The 14680-nt window shown below is 62.0% G+C and carries 13 protein-coding genes and 2 pseudogenes; 7 read left to right on the top strand and 8 right to left on the bottom strand.

Annotated features, from left to right (window positions below; all coding sequences use genetic code 11):
* The coding region (locus tag EN990_RS32055; protein ID WP_206526363.1) for a BBE domain-containing protein at nucleotides 1–740 on the top strand (740 nt) is incomplete at its 5' end.
* A gap of 192 nt (nucleotides 741–932) precedes the next feature.
* Here EN990_RS32055 and EN990_RS32050 read toward each other — a convergent pair.
* Together EN990_RS32050 and EN990_RS32045 are read right to left on the bottom strand one after the other, a co-directional pair.
* Nucleotides 933–1563 (bottom strand): annotated as a pseudogene (locus tag EN990_RS32050) (tyrosine-type recombinase/integrase).
* A 405-nt stretch (nucleotides 1564–1968) separates the two neighbouring features.
* Entirely contained in the window at nucleotides 1969–2226 is a 258-nt protein-coding gene (locus EN990_RS32045) for a hypothetical protein (protein ID WP_064994914.1), read from the bottom strand.
* Nucleotides 2227–2348: 122 nt separating this feature from the next.
* On the opposite strand from EN990_RS32045, the gene EN990_RS32040 reads away from it, so the two are divergent.
* From EN990_RS32040 to nadE, 5 genes are all read left to right on the top strand, one after another.
* Nucleotides 2349–3848: a winged helix-turn-helix domain-containing tetratricopeptide repeat protein gene (locus EN990_RS32040; RefSeq protein ID WP_064994915.1), complete on the top strand. Its 1500-nt coding sequence runs from the start codon at nucleotides 2349–2351 to the stop codon at nucleotides 3846–3848.
* A gap of 1308 nt (nucleotides 3849–5156) precedes the next feature.
* Entirely contained in the window at nucleotides 5157–7094 is a 1938-nt protein-coding gene (gene asnB, locus EN990_RS32030; RefSeq protein WP_064994916.1) for an asparagine synthase (glutamine-hydrolyzing), read from the top strand.
* 23 nt (nucleotides 7095–7117) lie between these two features.
* Nucleotides 7118–7384, top strand: a complete 267-nt coding sequence (locus EN990_RS32025; protein ID WP_013525356.1) for an acyl carrier protein — start codon at nucleotides 7118–7120, stop codon at nucleotides 7382–7384.
* A 26-nt stretch (nucleotides 7385–7410) separates the two neighbouring features.
* Entirely contained in the window at nucleotides 7411–8955 is a 1545-nt protein-coding gene (locus tag EN990_RS32020) for a class I adenylate-forming enzyme family protein (protein ID WP_064994921.1), read from the top strand.
* Nucleotides 8952–9959, top strand: coding sequence for an NAD(+) synthase (nadE, locus tag EN990_RS32015; RefSeq protein ID WP_127366028.1), 1008 nt, complete (start codon nucleotides 8952–8954; stop codon nucleotides 9957–9959). Before EN990_RS32020 ends, nadE begins: the two co-directional genes overlap by 4 nt.
* A 48-nt stretch (nucleotides 9960–10007) precedes the next feature.
* On the opposite strand, the gene EN990_RS32010 is transcribed toward nadE, so the two are convergent.
* Together EN990_RS32010 and EN990_RS32005 are read right to left on the bottom strand one after the other, a co-directional pair.
* Nucleotides 10008–11123, bottom strand: a complete 1116-nt coding sequence (locus tag EN990_RS32010) for a hypothetical protein (RefSeq protein WP_127388518.1) — start codon at nucleotides 11121–11123, stop codon at nucleotides 10008–10010.
* Nucleotides 11120–11788 (bottom strand): HemK/PrmC family methyltransferase, encoded by a 669-nt coding sequence (locus tag EN990_RS32005; RefSeq protein WP_245265405.1) that lies wholly within the window; start codon nucleotides 11786–11788, stop codon nucleotides 11120–11122. The genes EN990_RS32010 and EN990_RS32005 overlap by 4 nt, the downstream gene beginning before the upstream one ends.
* A 444-nt stretch (nucleotides 11789–12232) precedes the next feature.
* Here EN990_RS32005 and EN990_RS36405 point away from each other — a divergent pair.
* Nucleotides 12233–12412 (top strand): annotated as a pseudogene (locus EN990_RS36405) (hypothetical protein); the annotation flags it as partial.
* A gap of 268 nt (nucleotides 12413–12680) precedes the next feature.
* Here the strand turns inward: EN990_RS36405 and EN990_RS31995 are convergent.
* From EN990_RS31995 to EN990_RS31975, 4 genes are all read right to left on the bottom strand, one after another.
* Nucleotides 12681–12956: a DUF1488 domain-containing protein gene (locus EN990_RS31995; RefSeq protein WP_127366030.1), complete on the bottom strand. Its 276-nt coding sequence runs from the start codon at nucleotides 12954–12956 to the stop codon at nucleotides 12681–12683.
* Nucleotides 12957–13289: 333 nt separating this feature from the next.
* Complete coding sequence (locus tag EN990_RS31985) at nucleotides 13290–13514, bottom strand: hypothetical protein (RefSeq protein ID WP_024505330.1); 225 nt, start codon at nucleotides 13512–13514, stop codon at nucleotides 13290–13292.
* 96 nt (nucleotides 13515–13610) lie between these two features.
* Nucleotides 13611–13970 carry a hypothetical protein gene (locus EN990_RS31980; RefSeq protein WP_064994922.1) on the bottom strand — a complete coding sequence of 120 codons (360 nt, stop codon included), beginning with the start codon at nucleotides 13968–13970 and terminating at the stop codon, nucleotides 13611–13613.
* The gene (locus EN990_RS31975; protein ID WP_024505332.1) at nucleotides 13970–14230 is read right to left on the bottom strand and encodes a hypothetical protein; all 261 of its coding nucleotides are present in this window, start codon (nucleotides 14228–14230) and stop codon (nucleotides 13970–13972) included. The genes EN990_RS31980 and EN990_RS31975 overlap by 1 nt, the downstream gene beginning before the upstream one ends.
* Nucleotides 14231–14680 lie beyond the last annotated feature (450 nt).

Below are 14680 nucleotides of genomic sequence, written 5' to 3'. Positions count from 1 at the left end.
ATCCCGAAGAGCGCGCCAACGAGATCATTCCACTCTGGCGCGACTTCATGCAGACCGCACCCGATCGCCTGAGCGGCCTGGCGGAATTCTCGACGCTGCCCGACGATCCCTCGATCCCCGAGCATGCAAGGGGCCGGCGCGTCCTGGCGCTCGCGCATGTCTATGACGGACCGGCCGACGAGGGCGAGCGGGTCGTGGCGCCGTTGCGCAGTTTTGGGGAACCGCTCGTCGATTTCAGCGGCCGCATGCCATATCGCACCATCCAGTCGCTCTATGACGGGCTGTTCCCGAAAGGCCGCGACCGCTGCTACTGGAAATCCACCTACCTCTCGCGCCTGGACGACGAGGCCATCGGGGAGATCACGGTACGGATGGCGAAGCGGCCCTCCGAAATGACCTTCGCCTCGATCTGGAAGTTCGGCGGTTTCGTCCAGCGCGTTGCAGCCGATGAGACTGCCTTCGGCGACCGCTCCATGCCCTTCATGCTCAGCCTCGATGCCATTTGGCCAGGCGCTGACGAGGACGATGCGAACATCGGCTGGGTTCGCAGCTTCTGGCAGGACGTGCAGCGCTACTCGACCGGGCGCCTCTATCTGAACTTCCCCGGCCATGGCGAAGGAGCGGACCTCGTACGCGACGCCTTGGGAGCTGAAGCCTATGCGAGGCTCGCCAAGATCAAGCACAGATACGATCCGGACAATCTGTTCCGCCTGAACCAGAACATCCTGCCAATGCACTAACGCACAATTCAAGTCGGGCGTACGGTAGCGACTCTCGCCTGGTCGTAGTGGCTTTGAACGCGCTGAGTCGCGAGGGACGCCCCAGCGTGGTCGCCACGATGCCGCTTTCAATCAGTGACAGATCTGTCCGCAACGACCGAGATTGGGCGCAAGCTGGTCACGGCTCCACTTGTGAAGTGGAGCCGCACCTGATCAAACCTCCGTTGCCTCCGAAAGTTCGAGAGCATCCTCAACATCGACGCCCAGATAGCGGACCGTGTTCTCGATCTTGGCATGACCGAGCAAAATTTGGATGGCTCGCAGATTTCCCGTCGCTTTGTAGATGATCGAGGCCTTGGTGCGACGCAGGGAATGGGTTCCGTATTCCTCTGGTCAAAGCCCGATCGCCTCGACCCATTCGTCGACGAGGCGGGCATACTAACTTGTGCTCATGTGAGCCCTTGGATTGATCCTGCTCGGAAACGCGTAATCATCGACTGTCCCGCCGCGTCGCTCCAGCCATGCGAGAAGGCTGGAGCGTGTGTCGCTCATCAACTGGTACTGAACAGGTCGGCCGGTCTTCTGTTGGATGACCATCGCGCGACTTCGGATTTCCGTCCTACAACAAGGTGGCCGATTTGATCTTGACCAGATCGCAGCCGCGCAACTTGCTGTCGATCGCCAAATCGAAGAGCGCTCTGTCTCGCAGACGCCGCTCTCGATCGAGATAGAAGCGTATCGCCCCATATCTGTCGAGTTTCAGAGGGCGTTTCGTTCCGATCTTCTTGCCTGCATTCCATGCGCGGCGATCGGAGGCGGCAAGGTCGTAGCACGAGTGTCCCATTTCGTTTCTCCTTCGGCCATGATTGGCCACCGGAGAAACGTCGGTCGACGGTTATGGGCCGAAACTTGCCCTTCGGAATTCGGAACGAAGTTGTCGACAAGCAGCCCTTCAGCCTATGACGGCGTTCGTCGCTGTTGATGCTACCTGCTCTGTTTGACTGTCGGCAGCGATGCGCGAAGCTAGTCCGTTGCTGGCACCACATTGCCGAGCCTCATCGGCCTGGCAATTGACCGATCATGTTTTACCCCGGCCTACAGGCAGGTCCTTGATCGGCTGCTGATAGAACATGCCGGTCGTGTCTTTGCGAGCGTCGATGAGACAGTACTTGCGGAGTTTGGTGGCCCTGTCGAGGCGTTGCGGTGTTTGACAATCAGGCAGACAATCGTTCACAGCTATGGATGCAAATCACGCCTTCCAGAACGGCTTTTGAAGTTCCGCCTCGACGGCAGCCGGGGTGAGACCGACGTCGTCGATCCGCTGAGGCCCATCTTCCGCCAGTCGCTTCAGTTCCTCGCGATAGTACTTGCGCTCGCGCCAGACCGCGACCAGGCCGCGCAGGGCGAAGAGTCTCGCCCAGACCGATACCGGTTCAGTCGTCCACGTCGGCTGTTCGCTCCAGAGAGACTGGTAGAGTCTTGAGGTAAAAGAAAGCTGCGTGCTCATTTGGCTCGTCCTTTCTTGGTGCTGCTAAAGTCGATAACGCTACTTTGGCGGATGAGCGGACCTGCGTACTAAAGCGCGGCCGAAACTGTTCCGAAAAATTCCGAAACGTTTAATATGGCGGGATGCAACGGGTTCACCTCACCTTTGGTCCGTTCCTGCTCGACCCTGAGAAGGGGACGCTCCTGCGACATGAAATACCGATCTCCATCGGGCATCGCGGCATCACGCTGCTCGCCACGCTTGCGGCCCGGCCCGGCGACATCCTGACCAAGGACGAGCTGATGGAAGCTGCCTGGCCGGGCCGGGCGGTCGAGGAAAGCAATCTCACCGTCCAGATTGCGACGCTGAGGAAGGCGCTCGGCCCCACCGACCAAGGTGGCGACTGGATCGCCACCGTGCCTCGCGTCGGCTACCGCTTCACCGCGCCTGTCGAGCGCGTGGAAGGTTCAGTGCAGCGACCAATCGCGCCGTCCGGCAAACCCACCATTGCCGTGCTGCCCTTCGCCAATTTGAGCGGCGATCAGGACCAGCATTATCTGAGCGACGGCATCACCGAAGATATCATCACTGAACTGGCGCGATACCGGTCGCTCGTGGTGATCGCGCGTAATTCATCTTTTCAGTTTCGTGGGCCAGCGCCGGAGGGCGCGGAAGTCCACCGGCAACTCGGCGCGCGCTACCTCGTCGAGGGCAGCGTGCGACGGCTCGGGAGCCGTATCCGGATCACGGCGCAGCTGATCGACGGCGCCAGCGGCTTCCATTTGTGGGCTCAACGCTACGACAGGGCGCTTGAGGACATCTTTTCGGTTCAGGAGGAGGTGGCGGCACTCGTGGCTTCAACCGTCCAAGGCGCCGCCGAGGCAGATGCGACTAGCCGCTCGCGGCGAACGCCGCCGGCCGATTGGGCCGCCTACGACTACTACTTGCAGGGTCGCGCGCACTACCATCAGTATGAAATGGACAAGGGCGAATCCATGTTTACCCGGAGCGCCGAACTCGATCCGACTTTTGCTCAAGGTCATGCCTATCTAGCGCAGTGCCTGGTTGCGCGATTCTGGTACGACCGCGATCCTCGTACGCTGCAAAGTGCCTTGCGGTCTGCGCGCACAGCGCTCCTGCTCGACCGGAATGACGGCATCTGCAACCAGAGCATGGGTCTCGTGCTTGTACATATGCGCCAGCATGGGGATGCCGGACTGCATTTCCAGCAGGCCCGTTCGCTCAATCCGCACGACGTCAACATTGCCGGAGACTATGCAAGCTGGCTCAACTACGGCGGCCAGCCTCAGCAGTCCTTGGCGGTCCTCGAAAGGGCCATACTGCTCGACCCGTTGCCCCCGGTCTGGTTCTGGGAGGTGAAGGGAAGCGCGCTCTTCCTGCTCGGCCGATATGCCGACGCCATCGACGCTTATCGGAAGGCCGGCGACCAGTTCTTCATCCATGCCTTTCTCGCGGCGGCCTACGCCCATCTAGGCGAGATGGAAAACGCGCATGTCGCAGTCGAAGCCACACTGAGGCTGCAACCAGACCTCTCGCTTGGCTACCTTGCCCGCCTTCCCTTCGCAGACCCATCTTCCTTCGAGCACTTCCTCTCCGGCTTCAGAAAGGCCGGCTTTTTATAGGATCCAGCCGGTCCGACAACTCATCGCCGCAGTTGCGTGCATGTGAGCAGTAAGAAGGACGATGGCAATGATAATCGACAGGACAACCTCCCATACTGTTGGAACCTGACATACGGGGTCATTGCTGGATCAGGCCCGTCGTCCAGCAACGCAGTCATGTTACCTTTGGCAGACCGTCCGCTTTCGGGCGAAGGTAAAGTTTGCCGAACGTCCGAGATCAGGCGCATTGCTGCCGCCAGCCGGCAACCGCTGCGAGGTGAGGAAGGACAATGGGATTGTGCCTGGCGCCTGATCGCTCGCATCGAGAAGAAAGACCCGCCATGTGGAAGCTGCCGGACCCGATCACCACGGTCGGGCGTCACGGCATCCTGTTCGGGACCGCCATACTCCCATGAGTGCCAGCGACGGCTGGTTCAACCTTCGGCAACAATATCTGCTCGTTATGTGAAACTGGAAAGAAACGCGCAGTCGCGCGACCTTCTCTACACTGAGGTACTTGGATATCGCTCGCGCAGTATCCTCTCGACTTGACGCGTGTCCACGGTGCCCGGAATGTCAGGCGCACGCCTGAGTTCACCAAGTGGGTTCTCTCGACCCGGCAGTGGGGCTGCCTCGCCTGGTCCGCTCGGATTGCTACCAATACCAGCTGTGTTTTGGGCATGCGTTTGAGGGCCAGTCTTCAGAGCCTCGCCGGACAGGTGGAAATGAGCTCGGTGCGATCAGCATGGACAAGTACCTTGCTCGAACTTGACATAGCCGACGTCTTCGCGGCCCGCCATGCACTCGACGGCGATGGCCATCCCGGCTCCAACCTTGAAGCTGTTCTCTGGCACTAACTATGGTCCGCCCCAGCCCAGTCCGAATGAATGGCCATGGATTGGGTAGCCGCAAAAAATTCCGCGGCCGTCAAGAACATCGAGTACTGCCTTGTAAAGATCGCTTGCCGTTACGCCAAGGCGGCATGCGGCCACGCCTGCCTCAATTCCGGCAATGGCAACCGTCGTAGATTTCATTCTGCCGCGCGGACCACTTTCCCCGACAACGACAGACCTTGAGAAGTCCCAGACCTAGCCTTCGACAGAAGGCGATGAGGGCCTGCCCCTCAGACCCCGTGAACATCATGCGAACACGACGCCAAAAGCTTCATTGCCCTCATCTCGCGGCAGATCCAATGCTGACGCAAGGAATCAGCCGTCGGCGGCCGCTCAAAATTTACCATTCTCATGAATAGTCCCAAATATTTAACACCTACCGATATCTTGGCGTCTATAGTCCGGGCCGCGCTGGTGGACTTGGAAATATCTCGGCATGTGCGGTTTTAGCGGCTATTTCGGCACTGTCCGGGATGGGAGGGCGCTCCTTGAAAGGATGACGGCTGCCATTGCCCATCGCGGCCCCGATGAGCAGGGGTTCTTCACCACAAAGGCGGCCGGCCTCGGCCATGCGCGGCTGTCCATCGTCGGTCTCGGGGACGGCCAGCAGCCGATGTCCGATGCGACGGGCGATCTGACGATCGCCTTCAACGGCGAGATCTTCAACTATGTGGAATTGCGCGAGCAGCTTCGCGCGAAAGGCCGCCATTTCCGGACAACCAGCGACACCGAAGTAATCCTGCATCTCTATGACGAGATGGGGGAGGATTGCGTCTCCGCGCTCAATGGCGATTTCGCCTTTGCGCTCTGGGACGGCCGCCGCCGCCGCATGGTTCTGACGCGCGACCGCATGGGGGTCCGGCCGCTCTTCTATACAAGGCAGGGCGAACGGCTTTACTTCGCCTCGGAGGTCAAGGCGCTCCTCCAGGCCCCGGGCGTCGCGGCCGAGATTGATCCGGTCGCACTCGACCAGATCTTCACGCTCTGGGCCCCGATCGCGCCGCGCACGCCCTTCCGCAACATCTACGAGATCGAACCCGCAAGCCTGATGATCGTGCAAGAGGGCAGCGTCTCGACCCGGCCCTACTGGAGTCTGGAGTATCCCGACCGGGACGCGCCGCCCCGGCACGGGGACGAGCGTGCCGCGGCCGAGGAACTGCGCGCCCTCCTTACGGAGGCGACCCGCATGCGCATGCGCGCCGATGTGCCAGTCGGCGCCTATCTGTCTGGCGGCCTCGATTCCTCCATCACATCGGCGCTGGCGGCGGGCATGGCGCCGGGTGGCCTCAGGACCTTCTCGGTCACCTTCGATAGCGCCGAACATGACGAGAGCCCCTTCCAGATCGAGATGGCCCGTGCGCTCGGCACGCATCACAGCGCCGTCGCCTGCGGGGAAGGCGATATCGCCGCCGTCTTCCCTGACGTTATCCGCTTCACCGAGCGGCCGATCCTGCGCACTGCCCCTGCCCCGCTCTACAAGCTCTCGAGCCTCGTGCGCGAGGCCGGCTTGAAAGTGGTGCTGACGGGCGAAGGCGCCGACGAAGTCTTTGCCGGCTACGATATTTTCAAGGAGGCCAGGGTTCGGCGCTTTTGCGGGAGACAGCCCGGCTCCCGCATCCGGCCGCATCTGTTCCGCAAGCTCTACCCCTATCTTCCGGGCCTAAGGCAGCAATCGGCCGAGTACCTGTTCTCCTTCTTCGGGGCTAGCGGCGCGACGCTTGACGATCCGCTGTTCTCCCATCGGCCGAGGTTCGACGGCACGGCGGCGACGAAGCTGTTCTACTCGGGCGATCTGCGTGCCACATTGTCCGGATATGACGCCGCCGAGGAGCTCGCCGCGCGGCTGCCCGAGGCGTTCGCCCGCTGGCATCCCTTGCATCAGGCGCAATATCTGGAAGCCCGCTTCCTTCTCCCTGGCTATATCCTGTCCAGCCAGGGCGACCGCATGGCGATGGCCCACGGCATCGAGGGCCGCTTTCCCTTCCTCGACCATCATCTGGTCGAGTTTGCCGCCGGCCTTCCTCCCGAGATGAAGCTGAAGGGGCTCGTGGAGAAGCATATTCTGCGGGAGGCGACCAAAGACCTGCTGCCGGCCGCCATCGGCCGGCGGACCAAGCAGCCCTATCGCGCACCGGATAGCCAGTCCTTCGTTGGGCCGGGCACGAGGGACTATGTCCAGTCGGCCCTGGGCGACGCCGCAGTCAGCGCCGGCGGGCTCTTCAATCCGAAGGCAGTGGCAAAACTACATGAGAAATGCAGCCGCCAGCCGGCCTCCGGCTTTCGCGACAACGCGGCCTTTGTCGGCATCCTGTCGACGCAGCTGTGGCTGACGACTTTCACCGGCACAGGCATTTGCAACGCAAAGGCCGCCTGACACCACCAAGGAAAGCGAACGACATGACCGATACGATCCAAGACGCAGTGAAGGCCTTTGTCATCGAGAACTTCCTGTTCGGCGACACCACCCACGCCCTCGCCGATACGGACTCGCTGATCGAGAACGGCATCATCGATTCGACCGGCGTTCTGGAACTGGTGGCCTTTATCGAGGACCATTGCGGAATCACAGTTGCGGACGCCGATATCGTGCCGGCCAACCTCGATTCACTGGCGCGCATCACGGCCTTCATCACAGCGAAGACCGCATCGCTCGTCGCGGCGTGACGGCTGGCAGCGGAAGGCCCGAGCTCATGCGGGTCGAGCAATTCCTCATCACGAACGCGGCCGCGCATGGCGCGAAGACGGCGCTTGTCACCGACCGGGAGCGGTTGCGCTATGACGAGCTCGACGATCTGTCGAACCGGCTTGCGACCGCTCTCGCCGAGAATGGCGTGCAGCGCGGCGACCGCGTTCTCGTCTTCATGGACAATTGCTGGGAAGCCGCCGTCTCGATCTTCGCGGTTCTCAAGGCGGGCGCGACCTTCAGCCCGATCAACGCCTCCACCAAGGCCGACAAGCTCGCTTATGTCATCGACGATTGCGAGGCTGCGGCGATCCTGACTCAGGCCAAGCTGATGCCTGTCGTGATCCAGGCGCGTGCGCTGTCGGACCGGCCGTTCTTCGTCGCGTCTACGCAAGCGCCATCCAGCCATACGCCGGATGGCGCTGCCTCCTTCGAGGATTGTCTCAAGGTCGCGCCCGTGCCCATTCGCCATGGCGGGATCGATATCGACCTCGCCATGCTGATCTACACCTCGGGCTCCACCGGCCGCCCCAAGGGCGTGATGATGACGCATCGCAATATCGATGCCGCGGCCGAATCCATCACGACCTATCTGCGCAACACCCGTGACGACATCATCCTCAATGTCCTGCCCCTGGCTTTCGACTACGGCCTCTATCAACTGCTGATGGCGACGAAGCTCGGCGCGACGCTCGTCCTCGAAAAATCATTCGCCTTTCCGCAGGCCATTTTCGAGCGCATCCGCGCCGAGAAGGTCACCGGTTTCCCGCTGGTGCCGACGATGGCGGCGCTGATCCTGCAGATGCGCGATTTGGCGCCGGGTTTCCTGCCGAGCCTTCGCTATATCTCGAACACCGCCGCCGCCCTGCCGCCGGTGCATATCGCCCGGCTGCGCGAGCTGTTCCCCGGCGTACGGCTCTTTTCCATGTACGGTCTGACGGAATGCAAGCGCTGCACCTACCTGCCCCCGGAGGAGCTGGACCGCCGGCCGGGTTCCGTCGGCATCGCTATTCCCAACACGGAAGCGATCGTCGTCGACGATGAGGGCAACCGCGTGCCACCGGGCGTGGCGGGCGAGTTGGTCATCCGCGGCCCGCATGTCATGCAGGGCTATTGGCGCAACGACGTGGCCACGGAGCAGATGCTGCGTCCCGGGCCGCATCCCTGGGAAAAGCGGCTCCACACCGGTGACCTGTTCCGGACGGACGAGGACGGCTTCCTTTATTTCGTTGGCCGCAAGGACGACATCATCAAGACGCGCGGCGAAAAGGTCGCCCCGAAGGAAGTCGAAACTGTGCTGCACGCCCATCCAGGCATCGTGGAAGCCGTGGTGACCGGCGTGCCGGATCCGGTGCTCGGCCACGCCATTGCCGCCCTCGTCGTTCTCTCGGACGAGACCCTGAGCGAGCGGGACATCATTCGCTACTGCGCCGTTCATCTCGAGGATTTCATGGTGCCGAAGCTCATCGAGTTCCGCCGCGAGTTGCCGAAGACCGATACCGGAAAGGTCAGCCGAAGGCTGGCGGCCGAAACGTTGGGGACTGCAGAATGAACCTCTCCCTCGCCCCGAGCCGTCCCGCCTTCTCGGCCGACGCGCTGACGCTCGACAACGCAGCGGAAACCGATCGCATCGTCGCCGGGTTGCGCGAGCAGCTACGCGGCATGCGCAAGCGCGGGCTCGTGCTCGGCCTCTCTGGCGGCATCGATTCCAGCGTCTCGGTCGCGCTCGCCGCCCGCGCCGTCGGCGCTAAGAACGTCTTCTGCCTGTTCATGCCGGAAAGCGACTCCGATCCCGACAGCCTCCGCCTCGGCCGGCTGGCCGCCGAAACCTTTGGCGTCGAAGCGATCGTGGAGGATATCGGCCCGACGCTGCACGCGATGGGTTGTTATCAGCGGCGGGATACCTTCATCCGCGAGCTGGTGCCGGAATACGGGCCGGGCTGGGCCTCAAAGATCGTCATCGCCAATTCGCTCGCCGGCGAGGGCTACAACATCTCCTCGCTGGTGGTGCAGGACCCCGAAGGCCGGCAGACGAAGCTGCGCATGTCGGCGGCGGTCTATCTCGGCATCGTCGCCGCCACCAACATGAAGCAGCGCACGCGCAAACAGATCGAGTACTATCACGCCGACCGGCTGAATTTCGCCGTGCTCGGCACGCCGAACCGGCTCGAATACGACCAAGGCTTCTTCGTGAAGAATGGCGACGGCGCGGCTGACGTCAAACCGATCGCCCATCTCTACAAGAGCCAGGTCTATGCACTTGCCGCCCATCTCGGCATTCCCGAGGAAATCTGCCGCAGGGCGCCGACGACCGACACCTATTCCCTCGAGCAGACGCAGGAAGAGTTCTACTTCTCCCTGCCCTATGACCGCATGGATATTTGCCTCTTCGGCCTGAATAACGGCCTTTCAGCCGTGGAGGTCGGCGCCGCCGCGGAGCTGACTGCGGTCGAGGTCGAACGCGTCTGGGCCGATATCGCCGCCAAGCGCCGGGCGACGCGCCATCTGCACCTTGGCCCGCAGCTCGTCCGCCCCGTCGAGGAAATCGCCAGCTGAGATTGGCGCGACCATCGGGATTACGTCGCCGCGCGGGCAAATGACGGCCTATTCGAACTGCTCCCCGGCCAAGCGATTCCAGCGCTCGCCGGCCAGCCCGTTGAAGAAGCCTTGCGAGCTCAGAAACGCGTTCACCAGCTCCTCGTCGCGCGAAGGCACCACGGTCGAGGCCGGTTGAGTGAAGGCGACCCGCCGGCCCAGCATCGCTGCGAGCAGGGCGGGTTGCGTCCGGCCGCGCAGGCCGGCGGCGCCACGCCGCGCCGCATCGCCAATCAAGCAGTCGACGACGGAACCAGCTTGCCCCGGCAGGGCCAGAACCTGCAGCACGCGCGCCATCCTGCCCGGGCGGGTGTGATAGAGGAAGGCGCCCACCAGCCCCCCGCTGGGGCAGGAGACGGACGCGAACACGGCATCACCATAGTCCGGCTTCTGGGAAGCCTCCGCGAGGATATGCGCAAGCTGCTCGGCACTCCAGTCGGGGCGGAGCGGGAACTGCCGCGTTAACGGGTCCAAAAGAGCCGCAAAACCGGCTTGATCGATTTCGGCTACCTTGAGGCCGCCCTTGCCATTCCAGAGTTCCGGGACCCCGGACCAGCGCATCTCGTTCTCCTGCATCCGTCCGCGAAGATAGCGATCGAGTCCGCGCGCGAGCGGGTCAAGCAAGCGCACGGCGCCGGCTCGCCGCGATGCTAGATCGAGCAGGAAGGCCGAAGGTCGGATGACCCGGATCCAGTCCAGGCTGTATTGCGGCAGGGCGACCCCGCGCAGTTTCGTCCACATCTGCGTCGAGAGGGCATTTGCGGTTTCGCTGAAGGAGATGTCCTGCGGCCCGGCCAGGAATGTCCTGAGCAGCCTTGCGCCGGCCATCGGGTCGTTCGCCCGCGGTTCGACCATGAGCGAACCACAGATGGCGGCGCGCAGCTTGCACTGGCCATGCCTCATCGGCAGCACATTCACGCCGACAAAGCCTGAAATGTCGCCTTCGCTCGCAATATGGACGAGAGACGCGATCTCCGGATCGCAGACCGGGCCTTCGAGATAGTGCCAGCGCAGATAAGTCTCGAGCGCCGGAGGCGGCGGCTTGCCACCGTCCCGGAAGGTTCTTTGAAAGAGCCCGGCGACGGCCGGAATATCCGCAGCCTGCAGGGGACGAATCTGGCTCATGCCAAACTCGCGGAGGATGAGATCGCGGGCGCACCGTTCCCAAGCTTGCGAAGGAGTGCGACACGCGGCATTCCGACCTCATCCTTGGCGAATGTCACGGGTTCATAGGCCTTGGCTCTGGCTATCAGGGCAGCCACCTGGCGGTCCTGCCCCTGGCCGAACTCGAACAGCAGCCAGCCATCAGGCTTGAGGAAATCGATTGCGTCCCGGATCAGCCGCTGTTGGATCGAGATGCCGTAAGGCCCCCCGTCGAAGGCCTCGCGCGGCTCGCCCTCAAGCAGATGCGCGCTCTCGCCTTCGAGGCGCGCGGTCGAGATATAGGGCGGATTGCAGACAATCAGGTCCGCTGCGCCGATAAGCCCATCGCCCTCCAGCGCACCGAACAGATCCCCTTTCCGGATGGTGACCCGGGCCTGAAGGGCCAAGCGTTCGGCATTGCTCCGGGCGAGCGCGAACGTGCTGTCAGTCACGTCCACCCCCCAGACGCGGGCCGACGGAACTTCCGCCGCGATCGCCAGAGCAAGGTTGCCGGAGCCGCAGCACATGTCGATCACCATCGGGCCGGGCGCGCGATCGCGAAGAATCGCAAGCGCGCTCTGTCCGAGCAACTCCGTTTCCTGACGCGGCACGAGAACGCCCGGAGCCAGCTCGAGCATCACGCTCATGAAACGATGCAGGCGGGGCGTAGAACGGCCGGCTAGGGCTGCTGCTCTGTGCGGCACGGCGGTTCCTTACGTCATCCGACAGTATTGCATACACAGGACCTATCGCGCTCCGGTAAACGGCTGCTAAAGATATCGCCGCCGATACTGCGCAGCGCACCAACTCGGCCATATAGATGCGGCGTTGGTGCGCGGATATGAAATCGAGCGCATTTCGGTCTTTGAAGTTGCCGATTATAGCTGCCGGACTTGATGTCGGACAGACTCATGCGCACGCCAGCATGCGGTTGAGTACGCTGCAACCGACGGCAACCTCGGTCTGCTGAGCGGCGAACGAACGAGCCAGCAAGCTCTACATACTTCAATTGCGTCTGCCCGGGGAGGCAGTCTGTGGATTCGAGGCGTGGTCTCGGCTAAGCATACCCGATGGACGACAGATCCTGGTTTATGAAATCCAGCATCGATCACGCCAAAGCAGCGCGAGCTGACAAGAACGGTGGAGGTGCTGCTTGAGGAGTTCGACGACGCGCTGAAGGAGGCTCGGCCGACTTCAAAAAGCGTGGGCGCATCCTCAAGATTATACTTTTCGGATCCTATGCGCGTGGCGGCTGGATCGACGAGCCGCATTTTCGGCAGCGGCAGAGCATCACGGGCTTCTTCAACAAGGAGCCTGACAAGGGCATGTCGGCGATCGAGTATTGCCGCACGGCGGCCCTTGGCGGTCGGCAGCGGTCGCGCCGTCGCCGACTTCGGCCGCAGATCGAAATCCCCATAGCCATCGACTGTGCCCCGCGGGTTCCTTCCTCGGGGACTTTCGTACGCCTGCCGGCGCCCGAAACTCTTCACGGAAGCAGAAGGTGCGGTTCTGAAACGAACTGGCCAGAAAAGGGCTCCCCTACCGGAAATCGGCGGCAGTCAAAGTGTAAGAGCTGCGGCGGTCGCGAGAATCGGCTTTGCTGGCAATCTTGTGAATGGATGATCGCAAGGTGTCGAAAGCTGAAAGGCATTTTGTTTCCGACGCCGTTGTCCCCACCAAGGCGATGTCCGATTTTGCCAGCGCCGCGATCTCGACGAAGAAACGCACCTCGAACATGCAGTCATGGCCGGTGAAGCGGACGGCGTTGCGGGCTTCATCGAAACTGCGGCTGGGATTGGGAAAGGAGAGCGTCATGATTGGCCCGCCGCTCTCTCGCGCGGGACAATAGGCGGCGCGGTAATCCACGCCGTGCGACGCTCGGCATTGCGCTGGTTGAGGGGGTCAACATGCGGCGTGTCGCATCGGGGCGGCTGAGGCCGGCCATGGCAACGCCGTCTCCGTGTGCCGGAATTCCCGAGAAGACGTGATAGACGGTCCAGGAACGATCCGCTTCACGCGGCGTCCGTATTGGCGATTTGTGAAGTCGCGTCCCGGCGCGCCACTTTCGTGTTCCCAAATCCGAAGCGCGGCGGCATTGCACTGCCAATCGGTTTCAGTGTTGCGGACAATCGTGACGTTGGCCTTTCCTCATTTAATCGCTTCAGAGGCGAGAACGCCCGAATAGAGCGTTGCGCCATTCGTGTCGGCGATCGTCATGGCGTCCGGCCGCTGTGGCATGTTCAGGGTCCCAGCCAAAAGCCTGGCGATTTCGATCGCATCTTCGAGGTCGGCGGCTTCCGCCGTCTCGCGGCCGAGCACGGCATGCGCATCGTCCGCTTCGCGGGTGCGATAGAATTCGATCACGATCTTCATCGCCGTCCCGTCTCGCCGTGTCAGTTCTTGCCTTTGCCGCGCGGGGCGCTGATCTTGGCGGTAAGCCTGGTCTGGGCACCGAACACGCTTTCAGGCTTAGGCAGTGCCTTTTCCAGCTTCGGCTTCCTGATTTCCCGGCTCGAGCGTTTCTGTCCCTTTGACATGTGCGAACGTCCTTTCAGAGAGTGTTATGATGTCACTGGGCGACGTGGCGACCGGTTCGAGACTGTCCTGGGTCGCCACCCGTTCATGACGTTCGCCGTCGCTGCGGATGCGGTATTGCAGCGAATCTCCCCTCGCAGGGAGCGTGGCCCTGATGCGGTAGATTTCCGCGGTCTGTGGAAACGTGCCAAAGCCGCCCTTCAGCCGGACAGCCTGTCCGACGGCAAACAGATGCGTTGCGGCTTCGCGGCGGATCGGGCGTGGGTTGCGTTGCATCAGGGTTGTGGTTTTCATCATTGTCTCTGGTCCTGCTCCAGTGCGGCTTCAAGCGATGCCGGTTCGATCGGCACCATCTGCTGCGTGGCTCCGACGGCGGAGATCGCCGGCAGGTGAATGAAGGTGGCCACGCGGCGCCATGCGATCAGCGAAGCCCCTTCGAGAGCTTCCTCGTCTTGATCGACGCGATACGCTCCAGGTGGTTGCGGCGTATCGAAGCCAGGCAGCGAAAACGCCGCCCTGAAGCGAACGATTGAAGATGTGGTGCGGCTGGTCATCAGTTGCGGCTTCCCGCGGAAACGCACGACGCCTTTCCGTATCATTCCCACTCGAACCGCCGGAGCGATGCCCGACGCTGCCAGTATATCCGTGGTCAGCGTCGGTTTCATTCCAGGGTTCGAGCGGGACGAAATGTGCGCCGGATCGGCTCATGCACTCGTTTTCGAGAATTGGTGGTGAATCGCAGGACTCTGACACAAAGCCAACTCTACCAAATCAACGAGCTTTACATATGCGCCTCAATTGCGTTGCAAACAAGGTCTCGGCGCCTTTTCTTTTTGGCTTTTAAATAACAAATCGATGTCCGTGAAATTCAAGGCGGCAGAAAGTTTTCCGCCAACGCAAATAAATTCTGCGAGGCTCGAAATTATTTCGTTCGATTGTTTGGGGCATACACGAGAATTAATTCTGGCATTCCTATCTATCGAGTGCCAACGCGTCTATAGAGG

Origin of the sequence: Mesorhizobium sp. M7A.F.Ca.US.005.03.1.1 (assembly GCF_003997975.1) — a bacterium.
In the GTDB taxonomy this organism is placed as follows: Bacteria; Pseudomonadota; Alphaproteobacteria; order Rhizobiales; family Rhizobiaceae; genus Mesorhizobium; species Mesorhizobium ciceri.
Note: the sequence above shows the minus strand (reverse complement) of the source record. Positions and strands in the feature narration are given on the sequence as shown.